Source organism: Oscillatoria salina IIICB1 (genome assembly GCF_020144665.1).
In the GTDB taxonomy this organism is placed as follows: domain Bacteria; phylum Cyanobacteriota; class Cyanobacteriia; order Cyanobacteriales; family SIO1D9; genus IIICB1.
Window position 1 is genome coordinate 1 of the sequence record NZ_JAAHBQ010000113.1, and the last position, 11,383, is coordinate 11,383.

Below are 11,383 nucleotides of genomic sequence, written 5' to 3' on the forward strand. Positions count from 1 at the left end.
GAACCTTGGGTCTTAAAGCATTTAGACTGATTATCATCATCGATTAGTCGGATGATGTAACTTGATTTTTTTGCTGTTTTGCGATTTGGATGTATTTGTTGATTACAGACGCGATCGCTTCAGCCCGTCGTAGTTGATCCCGATAGACGCAATTCCATTCAGTGATGACGAGATTTTCGCGGATACAAACACCTAAAAGTCCCGTCGCATGATTAGAGCCATTTTCTACGTCTAATTCATTGTTCGCATTGAGATAAAATGAAGCAGTTCTCGCCCAAGCGATCGCTTTCACTCCAGTTAAACCACCCCCACGCGCGATCGCTAAAGCTTCAGGAAATCTGCGAGAATGAATTGGGCTAGCTTGATTGTATAGATCGGCGACGTTGATCACAGCTTCTAAGTCTAAATCCGGATTAATTCCCGCTTGATGCAAATCTGTCAGATGTGTAGCTAATTGCGAACGCGATCGCTGCAAACAAATTGCTTCTGCTTGAGAAATATTACCTCGACTGCGCCCTTGATCGCTACAAGGACCATAATTAGTAACTACATCACCCCAAGATAAATTACCTGGATCGGTATGTCCAAAGTAATATTTAGTTTGCTCCACATAAAGGGTATTATCTTCGATAAATAAGCGATAATTTCCCTCAGCAACCCCAATAGCTAGCATTCCTAACGAAATCGGAGTCGCAAACAAGGGAGAATGTACTTCCAAACTGCGATCGAGATTAAATTCACTCGTAGCTTTAGCTGTTTGTGTTGGTGAGTTAGTTGGTTGCGGTTGTGGTAGTTGCGGTGGTGTTTCTAGCAACTTAACAGGTAAAACTTTTGTTTGGGGAGAATTAATATTTTTTGCAGAATCATTACTAGATTTTTCTGGTAAAAGCGGAGAAAATTTGATTGCGATCGCAACTGTCCCCGCAACACCAACTAATGCTACTCGCGATAACCAAGCCCATTCTGACATGACAAGTAAATCTTAATAGGTCACACAAGCAATTATTCTAGCTTGTCTTTGTCGGGATTGGCGATTGGGGATTAGGAGATCTCAAATACCAATTAGCAAAAAGTAGTGATAATAAAAGCTAGATGAGAATAGAACTAGTAATGATTGACCTATACACTTTTACCACACCTAACGGACGCAAAGCCTCGATCATGCTCGAGGAAATCGATTTACCTTATGAAGTTCATAAGATCGACATTACCAAAGGCGAGCAATTTGCGCCAGAATTTGTGGAAATCAATCCTAACAGCAAAATTCCTGCTATCCGCGATCGCGATACAAATCTGACCATTTTTGAGTCTGGAGCCATTTTAATTTATTTAGCAGAGAAAACTCATAAATTTTTCCCTACAGAGAGTAAACAACGCTATCAAGTTTTGGAATGGGTGATGTTCCAAATGGCTAGCATCGGACCTATGTTTGGACAATACAACCACTTTTATCACTTTGCATCCGAAAAAATTCCTTACGCGATCGAACGCTACAAAAAGGAAACTTTACGCTTGTATGGAGTCTTGGACAAACAGTTAGCAAATTGCGAATATATTTGTAAAGATTACACCATTGCTGACATTATTACTTATCCTTGGATTGCTGCTTACGATTTCATGGAATTAACCCTCGATAATCATCTTAACTTAAAGCGTTGGTATGAAACAGTCAGCCAACGTCCTGCGGTACAAAAAGGTATGAATGTCCCGAGTTAAGTTTAATCTGAGGCTGCAAAAAACTATCTTGAGAAAAGTTAGGACTAAACTCCTCATTACTAACTGTTCGTAGTTAGCGCTCTTAGAAGAGGACTAAACTCCTCATTACTAACTGTTCGTAGTTAGCGCTTTAGCGCGCTTAAAAGAGGAATAAATTCCTCACTACTAACTATTTGTAGTTAGCGCTTTAGCGCGCTTAAAAGAGGACTAAAGTCATCACTACTAACTGTTTGTAGTTAGCGCGCTTAGAAGAGGAATAAAGTCCTAACTACTAACTGTTTGTAGTTAGCGCGCTTAAAAGAGGAATAAATTCCTAACTACTAACTGTTCGTAGTCAGCACTTTAGCGCTCTTAAAGAGGACTAAACTCATCACTACTAACTGTTTGTAGTTAGCGCTCTTAGAAGAGGAATAAAGTCCTCACTACTAACTGTTTGTAGTTAGCGCTCTTAGAAGAGGAATAAAGTCCTCACTACTAACTGTTCGTAGTCAGCGCTTTAGCGCGCTTAAAAGAGGAATAAAGTCCTCACTACTAACTGTTCGTAGTTAGCGCTTTAGCGCTCTTAAAGAGGACTAAACTCATCACTACTAACTGTTTGTAGTTAGCGCTCTTAGAAGAGGAATAAAGTCCTCACTACTAACTGTTCGTAGTTAGCGCTTTAGCGCGCTTAAAAGAGGAATAAAGTCCTCACTACTAACTGTTCGTAGTTAGCGCTTTAGCGCGCTTAAAAGAGGAATAAATTCCTCACTACTAACTGTTCGTAGTTAGCGCTTTAGCGCTCTTAAAGAGGACTAAACTCATCACTACTAACTGTTTGTAGTTAGCGCTTTAGCGCGCTTAAAAGAGGAATAAAGTCCTCACTACTAACTGTTCGTAGTTAGCGCTTTAGCGCGCTTAAAAGAGGAATAAAGTCCTCACTACTAACTGTTAGCGCTCTTAGAAGAGGAATAAAGTCCTCACTACTAACTGTTTGTAGTTAGCGCTTTAGCGCGCTTAAAAGAGGAATAAATTCCTCACTACTAACTGTTCGTAGTTAGCGCTTTAGCGCGCTTAAAAGAGGAATAAATTCCTCACTACTAACTGTTCGTAGTTAGCGCTTTAGCGCGCTTAAAAGAGGACTAAAGTCCTCACTACTAACTTATTTACTGAGTTGCAACGCGCCGCTTTTCTAACTCCGAAACCGTATCTTCATGCACTTCTTTACTAATCGGATAAAACCGACTTAAAACCAAACTAATTAACAAAGCTAAAATAGGTACTAAAGCAATAATTAAGCGAATTGTTAACATCGCTGAATCCGGTTGTAATGGTGCTTCTTGTCCCGGATGACTATGTACAAAACCCGACCAAGAAAGAATTTGTCCGACGAAAAATAAGCCTAATGCTAAAACTATTTTCTGAGAAAACATCATTAAACTATAAAATAATCCTTCTCTTCTTTGACCTGTTTTGAGTTCGTCCCAGTCTACTACTTCTGGTAATCTCGAAGGAGGAATTAAGTAAGCAGTTGCCATTCCAATTCCTGCAAAAATAGCTAAGCTATACATTAAATTTGTTTGTCCTGGATGTAGGGTAGCTAGTCCCACTTGGGCTAACATCCACATTATTGCACCCGACCCAAAAATTGGCTTTTTTCCTAGTTTACGACTTAAAGGTTCCCAAACAAATAATGCAGCCCAGGCTGTCCCTTGCATCACTAAAATTAGTTGCGCGATCGCTTTTGATTTTAGCTCTAAACAATTAGTGACTAAATATGGTAAAATAGAAGGTATGAGTTGCAGTGCTAGCCAAGAAAATGAGTAAATTCCAATCAATAAAAGTAACGGACGATTAGTAAGGGCGGGTTTGATTTGAGTCCAAAGAGATTCTGATTCTGTTGTCGGTAAATCATCTCTTTCTGATGTTCCTAGACAACACCAGAAAATAGAAGCTACGATAAACAATGCGCAAATTATTCCCAGGATGAAAAACTCTTCTTTGGGACGATCTAACCAGATATTTAATCCTTGCGCGATCGCTAAAACCCCAATTCCCCCTCCCAAGGAGAAACTAAAGCGATATCCGGTTAAGCGAGTGATTTCTTCTGTGTCTTCTGTTAAGTCTGGTAATAATGCTCCGTAGGGTATTTGATGAGTTGTCGCTGCAAAATTATAGCAAACAGTGACTACTGTATAATAAGCGAATTTTGCCCAATCTCCCTGAAAGGGAATTAACCACAATAAGAAAAAAGTTAGTCCAAAAATTGGCGCACTTCCTAATAACCAAAGTCGCTTTTTCCACCAACTTTTTCCCACGCGCAAACCACTGCTAGTATCACTCCAAACTCCTACTAACAGCATACTCATTGCACTAGCAATGTTACCAATTAATAACACTAAGCCTGTTAAATTGGCTGGTAAACCTGCTACATTGGTGAGGAAAAAGAAGCAAAAAACGATTAAAATATTTCCAGCCATTGATGCTCCAAGATCCCCGACACCATAAGCTATTCTGGTAGTTACTGGTAGTTGCTTGCTAGCTGGGATCTCGCTCATAATCTTCTGCTTAAAATTTCTTAATTATTTTTCAGTATCGGTGGTTAACAGGTTGGATGAATCTACAGAAAGAATGAAATGTACAGAGTAAAAGACAATCTCTTGATAGTGGTGGGTGAAAGAGGAAACGGGGAGGATAAAAATGCCGAAAAATCAACCACAACGCTTAATTGCCGCTTTCCAATCTTTTCTGGATACGTCTTTGGAGGCTACAATAGAAAAATCGCTGCATACTGACCCAAAAGCAGAAATTCTTAAACTTTTTCATTATGTTGCGGCTACAGTGCCAGCTTACCAGCATTTTCTGCAAGAACATCACATCGATCCTGCTGCTATTGAAACTTTTGCTGATTTCCAAAAGTTACCTCTTACCACAAAAAAGAATTATTTGCAAGGAAATTCTTTATCTGATTTGTGTCGTCATGGTAAGATCGAAAGTTGTGATTTTGTGGCGGTTTCGTCGGGATCTACCGGTAAACCGAGTTTTTGGTTGCGTTTTCTCAGCGATGAATATGCGATCGCCACTAGATTTGAGCAAATATTTCGTGATAGTTTTCAAGCAGACCAACGTCGCACCCTCGCTGTGGTTGGCTTTACGCTGGGTACTTGGGTGGGTGGGATGTATACCGCAAATTGCTGTCGTCACCTCGCAGCGAAAGGTTATCCTCTCACCGTCGTTACTCCCGGAAACAACAAAACGGAAATTTTCCGCGTCGTCCAAGAATTAGCAGCTTACTTCGACCAAGTGGTATTGTTAGGCTATCCTCCCTTTCTCAAAGATGCGATCGACACTGGCAACGCCCAAGGTATCGATTGGCGACCTTATCGAGTAAAATTGGTCATGGCGGGAGAAGTATTTAGCGAGGAATGGCGTAGTATTGTAGGTGAAGTCCTCGGTTCGACAAATTTCTGTTATGATTCTGCTTCTCTCTACGGTACAGCAGATGCAGGAGTTTTGGGTAATGAAACGCCTTTGAGTATTTGTATTCGCAGGTTTTTCAGTCAGCATCCCGACGCAGCGAGGGAGTTGTTTGGGGAGTCTCGCTTACCTACTTTAGTTCAGTATGACCCTCTTTCGCGCTTTTTCGAGACGCATGAGGGGACTTTGTTATTTTCTGGTGACAATGGGATTCCTTTGCTGCGCTATCATATCTCTGATGATGGGGGAATTATTAGTTATCAACAAATGCTAGAGTTTCTTCACGCTAAAGGTTTCGATCCTGTGGCAGAATTAGATTCTAGAGGCGTTCATCAGCTACCTTTTGTTTACGTTTTCGGTCGTTCTCATTTTACTGTGTCATATTTTGGCGCCAATATCTATCCTGAGAATGTTTCGGTAGGATTAGAACAAGCGGAAGTTAGAGATTGGCTGACAGGTAAGTTTGTCATGGAAGTTAAACAAGACAGCAAGCAAAATCCTTTCTTGTCGATTGTGGTTGAATTAGCACCCGATATCGAGGAAGATGAAGAGAAGAAAAACGCGATCGCAGTTTCTATTCTCGAACAACTACTGCGTCTGAATAGCGAATTTGCTAACTACGTTCCTCCAGAATACCAGCAACCCCAGATAACTCTCAAGTTAATGGGCGATCCAGAATACTTTCCCCTCGGTGTCAAGCATCGTTATACTAGGAAGGGATTTATTGACGCTCCACGCCCTAGAAGGACGTAGATTCTTCATTCAACGAATCTTCGTTGGCTAACAGGATTTCTCCAACCAACCAAGAGGAAGTTTCTCCTGAAGCGTAGATTTTCGTGCGCCCCACGATATATAAAGCTTTTTGCAGAATGTTTATCGCCGCGTTCCAGTCCCGGTCGCAAACAAACCTACAATGATGACAAACATGAGTTCTCGTCGATAGAGATTTTTCTACTTTCTCTCCACAGTTGGAGCAGTTTTGAGAAGTATTATGGGGAGGAACAGCAATGGCTAATTTCCCATATTTGTCTGCAAAGTATTCTAACCATTGACGGAAAGTTGTCCATCCTGCGTCCGTTATCGATTTAGCTAGACGACGATTCTTCACCATGCCTTTGACATTCAAATTTTCATAGGCGACCAAATCGTTAGATTGGATTAAACGGAGTGCAATTCTCTTGCAATACTCTTCTCGTTGCCTACTTACTTTTAAATGCTTTTTGGCAGATCGCTGTCTTGCTTTGTGATAATTATTGGACTGTGGCTTTTTGCCTTTGCGGTACTTATTTGATTTTCTACGGTTGAGTCTATTAAGATGTTTTTCTGCTTTTCTATAGTATTGAGGGGCTACTTCTGTATTCCCCTGACTATCAGCAATGAAAAACTTCAAACCCACATCAATTCCTACAGCCTTCTGAGTAGGAGTTAAAGGTTTTACGGTATCTCTGGGGTCTAATTTAATCGAGAATTGGACATAATATCCGTCTGCTCTCCTGACAATTCTGACCCGTTTAATTTGCTCTGGCTGAAAGTATTGAATGTCTCTAGAACCAATTAACTTTAGTCTCCCTATTCCTTTTTTATCGGTGAAGGTGATATGCTTCTTGGTGCTTTCATCCAACTTCCAACCCGAAACTTTGTACTCTACAGAGCGTGAGTGCTTCTTGAACTTTGGATAGCCCTTTTTTCCTGGTTTTTGTTGTTTACAATTCTCGTAAAAGCGAGTAATTGCTCTCAGTGTTCTTTCAACCGCAGTTTGACAAGCATGGGAGTTTAAGTCTTTGACAAATTCAAACTCATTTCTTAATGCTGTGTTGTATCTAAAGAGTTCAGCTTTACCTACACCTCTATTATCCATCCAGAAGCGAAGCACTTTATTTCGCACAAACTGACTTGTCCGAATCGCCTCTTCAATGGCAGCTACTTGTTGTGGCTTTGGCTTAACCTTGTACTCCAAGACCAACATTTGATCCTGACCACGTTAGTATCAAAATGGTAGCAGATTCAACCCAAAATAGCAACAAAAAGCCGTCCTCCGCTTCGCTAAAGGACGGGGCTTGAAACCCAAGATTTTCGGTCAAGCGTAGCGCATCTTACCTCGATTTTTGGATTAATTACTCTATATTTTCGAGGGGGTTTAAGAATCGCTGAAAACCCTATTCTTGCGTAAAGTGCTACCAACCCCAGTCAGCGTAAGGTTTTCAAGCTCTTGAATGAGGTGCTTAATGAAACTTATTCTCAATTATTCGGCTTCTCCCTTGACCCCCGGAATTTTATGGGGTTATAATCCTCTCATACAGGGGGTTCTAGATCGACCCTCTTCTGACTTCTTCGGAAGTTGAATTAATGGAAACAAATGCCGAAACCAACTAAGACCAAAATAATTCCAACGCTTCTGACTTCTTCGGAAGTTGAATTAATGGAAACGATATGAAATCCGCCAGACACCGGCCTGAAAATATGCAACTTCTGACTTCTTCGGAAGTTGAATTAATGGAAACCAAAACTGGAACTTCCAGCAGCTGCAAAAACACACTTCTGACTTCTTCGGAAGTTGAATTAATGGAAACACGATCATCTTGTTTACTCTCTTTTATGAGAGTGTACTTCTGACTTCTTCGGAAGTTGAATTAATGGAAACTTGATAGTAAGCAACGGCTAGAATAGAATCTGTATTTTCTTCTGACTTCTTCGGAAGTTGAATTAATGGAAACACAATGTCGGCCTTGGTTTCTTCGATTAAAGCATTCCTTCTGACTTCTTCGGAAGTTGAATTAATGGAAACAAAATACATGTCCTGTCTCTTTTACCTGAATGTCCAATGGCTTCTGACTTCTTCGGAAGTTGAATTAATGGAAACAGGAAAAAAACGTATTTCTTTCCCAACTCAGAACGCACTTCTTCTGACTTCTTCGGAAGTTGAATTAATGGAAACAGCACATCGCCGGCCAGCAAATGTCATTGGTGTGCAACGATCTTCTGACTTCTTCGGAAGTTGAATTAATGGAAACCTCGGATCCGATTGGCCGGTTACCGTTGAGTAGCCTAACCGACTTCTGACTTCTTCGGAAGTTGAATTAATGGAAACAACAGGGCTGGTCGGCCATTTTCTTGGTATAAAAACTTCTGACTTCTTCGGAAGTTGAATTAATGGAAACTTCCTTGGCTGGGGTTTCGGTCCCCAGTTACTACAGCTTCTGACTTCTTCGGAAGTTGAATTAATGGAAACCATCAAAACGATCTCCCCCGTCTTCACGACGGATTTCCTTCTGACTTCTTCGGAAGTTGAATTAATGGAAACCACGCTGGGCGGCAGCGCCACCAGCGAAAAGGCCAGCAGCTTCTGACTTCTTCGGAAGTTGAATTAATGGAAACTTAAGCAGTAACCCTTGAAACCTGCTACCTGAGACACCACTTCTGACTTCTTCGGAAGTTGAATTAATGGAAACACTGCCTGGGCAACTCCAATAGCTACAACAAGACTTCTGACTTCTTCGGAAGTTGAATTAATGGAAACAGGGTTCGGTTGGTTAGGGTTCGGGTTCGGGTTCGGACTTCTGACTTCTTCGGAAGTTGAATTAATGGAAACTCTCGCGTTGTATATTCATCCCGCAAAATCGGGTGATCTTCTGACTTCTTCGGAAGTTGAATTAATGGAAACTAAAACGCTATTGGTTACACTCTTGTGTAACCGTCGCCTTCTGACTTCTTCGGAAGTTGAATTAATGGAAACTTTTCAACCCAGGGCTCAGCGAGCCCCTCAAGTTTTTCTCTTCTGACTTCTTCGGAAGTTGAATTAATGGAAACACTACAGTAATCCCGCCTTGCGGGCGTGGCTTGAGTCGTGCTTCTTCTGACTTCTTCGGAAGTTGAATTCTAAAGCATAATCCTCAGCATTCTTCTGACTTCTTCAGAAGTTGAATTCAGGGAAACCAAGTCAACATTTTATGTAGAGACGTTGCATGCAACGTCTCTACACAGTCATGATGCGTAGGAAAAATTATCGAGATCCTCTTCTTCAGCGCCACAAACCGCTACGATAAAGAAAGATTAACCAGACGACATAAACATGATTTGGCAAGAAATTTCCGGTGGTTGGGTGTTACTTCCCCGAAATCCTATCGGTATTGTACATTTTCTCGGCGGGGCGTTTGTCGCTACAGCCCCTCAAATTACTTATCGCTGGTTATTGGAAGAATTGGGGAAAGCTGGTTTTGCAGTAGTTGCGACACCTTTTCTCAATACCTTAGATCATACAGCGATCGCGCGAGATGTCCTCAATCGTTTCGAGACAATTCACCATCGCTTATTAGTGACGAATGCTTTGGAAAAACGGTATCTCCCCATCTATGGAATTGGACATAGTATGGGTTGTAAACTACATTTATTGATTGGAAGTCTCTTTTCCGTCGATCGCGCTGGTAATATCTTAATTTCTTACAATAATTATCCCGTGCGTCAAGCAATTCCTTTCGCAGCCCAATTTAATCTTACTCCGGTTTTCAATGTCGAGTTTACACCTTCCCCAGAGGAAACCAACGAATTAATCGCTGAAGCTTACCAAATTCGTCGCAATTTATTGATTAAGTTTACCAACGATACCATCGACCAAACGATTATTTTAAATCCTGTCTTAGAAACTAAATTTCCTCGCATGGTAGCCATGCAAACTCTACCTGGAACTCATACTACACCTTTAGCGCAAGATGTCAACTGGCAAGCCGGAAATGAATTTACTCCCCTCGATGCGATCGCGCAATTCGTCAAACAAAGCTTTTCTCGCGATCTTTATCGTCTCAAACAAGAAGTTTTGCGTTGGTTAAACCCCGTCGTTTTAAGTTAAATGAAATTTCGTTTTAACTATTGCCAAAACCTAAGTTTCTTGGTATTCTAATTATAGAAGTTTTCTTTATAATGGGAATCTGAGCAACTAAAAATCAACATCACCATCCCATTATAAAAATAATACCATGTCAGCCAATTAAAATCAACCATAAAAAATAACTTCTAACAAAAATTGCTTAAAGAATCATTACGCTTAACCATTGAAAAAGGCAAGTTTTAGCCGATCAACCACAGAGCATTTTCCCCCAATTTGGCTCGCACCAAAGCTGACCGAAACTAACAAATTCTCGGCAATTGTTCCCCACTCAACATATCAAGAATTCGATTTGCGCCAATGCGACTATTGAGGGTAACGAGTCCCGAAGAAAATGCTTGTACTGTACCAATCACACAAGCCTCCGACCCCATAATTTTCAACGCCCGATCGATAGCATTCTCAGGAACAAAAGCCACGAAACGTCCTTCATTAGCTACATAAAGCGGGTCAAAGCCTAAAATTTCACAAGCTCCTTGGACAGCTTCTTGCACGGGAATTTGAGTTTCATCCACAACCAGAGTCACACCAGCAGCAACAGCAATTTCATTTAACGCACTAGCTAACCCTCCACGAGTTAAATCTCGTAAGCAATGAATCTCAATTCCGGCGTTGAGTAATTGCAACACAGTTTCCGCAAGAGGCGCACAATCGCTAGTAATAGTAGTTTCAAATTCTAAGCCTTCTCGCACTGCCATAATCGCAATACCATGTCTACCTAAATCCCCATTGATTAAAATGGCATCCCCAGGTTGAACAGAAGTAGGGGCAATCGTGAGATGATGTTCCAGGATACCAACACCAGCAGTATTAAGATAAATACCATCTCCTTTACCGCGATCGACCACTTTTGTATCTCCAGTAACAATTTGCACATTTGCTGCCGTAGCTGCTTGTTGCATCGATCGCACTACTCGCCAGAGGGTTTCCATCGCTAAGCCTTCTTCAAGGATAAAACTAGCACTGAGATATAGAGGTTTTGCCCCTGCCATAGCTAAGTCATTAACCGTCCCATTTACAGCAATTGAGCCGATATCACCACCCGGGAAAAAGAGGGGATGCACGACATAGGAATCGGTAGTAAAGGCGATCGCCTTACCAGAAAGATTTAGGGTGACTGCATCATGTTGAATTTGCCGAGGATCGCCAAAAACAGGAAGAAACATCTGCTGAATCAATTGATTCATCAGTTTTCCCCCGCCACCGTGAGCGAGTAAGATCTGAGGATATTGCTGGATAGGAAGAGGACAATTGAGGGCAAAGTTGGACATAAATTGGTCAAATTGTTTTAAACTCTTTCTTGGGTTGACTGCTCCCCTCCCTCCGCGTTGCTAA

The 11,383-nt window shown here is 41.3% G+C and carries 7 protein-coding genes and 1 CRISPR repeat array; of the genes, 3 read left to right on the forward strand and 4 right to left on the reverse strand.

All coding sequences use genetic code 11. The annotated features are described in order from the left end of the window. Window positions 1-43: 43 nt before the first annotated feature. Window positions 44-970, reverse strand: a complete 927-nt coding sequence (locus tag G3T18_RS22740) for a hypothetical protein (protein WP_224412883.1) — start codon at window positions 968-970, stop codon at window positions 44-46. A gap of 140 nt (window positions 971-1,110) precedes the next feature. Here G3T18_RS22740 and G3T18_RS22745 point away from each other — a divergent pair, with 140 nt between their 5' ends. Next, window positions 1,111-1,716, forward strand: a complete 606-nt coding sequence (locus G3T18_RS22745) for a glutathione S-transferase N-terminal domain-containing protein (protein WP_224412884.1) — start codon at window positions 1,111-1,113, stop codon at window positions 1,714-1,716. A 1,142-nt stretch (window positions 1,717-2,858) separates the two neighbouring features. On the opposite strand, the gene G3T18_RS22750 is transcribed toward G3T18_RS22745, so the two are convergent. Further along, window positions 2,859-4,250 (reverse strand): MFS transporter, encoded by a 1,392-nt coding sequence (locus G3T18_RS22750; RefSeq protein ID WP_224412885.1) that lies wholly within the window; start codon window positions 4,248-4,250, stop codon window positions 2,859-2,861. Between the two features lie 142 nt (window positions 4,251-4,392). Between G3T18_RS22750 and G3T18_RS22755 the strand changes: the two genes are divergently transcribed. Further along, window positions 4,393-5,922, forward strand: coding sequence for a phenylacetate--CoA ligase family protein (locus G3T18_RS22755; RefSeq protein ID WP_224412886.1), 1,530 nt, complete (start codon window positions 4,393-4,395; stop codon window positions 5,920-5,922). On the opposite strand, the gene G3T18_RS22760 is transcribed toward G3T18_RS22755, so the two are convergent. Beyond that, entirely contained in the window at window positions 5,909-7,135 is a 1,227-nt protein-coding gene (locus G3T18_RS22760; protein ID WP_224412887.1) for an RNA-guided endonuclease InsQ/TnpB family protein, read from the reverse strand. The genes G3T18_RS22755 and G3T18_RS22760 overlap by 14 nt on opposite strands. A gap of 353 nt (window positions 7,136-7,488) precedes the next feature. Next, a CRISPR array of direct repeats spans window positions 7,489-8,976; the repeat unit is 35 nt; unit sequence CTTCTGACTTCTTCGGAAGTTGAATTAATGGAAAC. A 262-nt stretch (window positions 8,977-9,238) separates the two neighbouring features. Here G3T18_RS22760 and G3T18_RS22765 point away from each other — a divergent pair. Next, window positions 9,239-10,012 (forward strand): DUF1350 family protein, encoded by a 774-nt coding sequence (locus G3T18_RS22765; RefSeq protein ID WP_224412888.1) that lies wholly within the window; start codon window positions 9,239-9,241, stop codon window positions 10,010-10,012. A gap of 278 nt (window positions 10,013-10,290) precedes the next feature. On the opposite strand, the gene hypE is transcribed toward G3T18_RS22765, so the two are convergent. After that, window positions 10,291-11,319, reverse strand: a complete 1,029-nt coding sequence (hypE, locus tag G3T18_RS22770; protein WP_224412889.1) for a hydrogenase expression/formation protein HypE — start codon at window positions 11,317-11,319, stop codon at window positions 10,291-10,293. Window positions 11,320-11,383 lie beyond the last annotated feature (64 nt).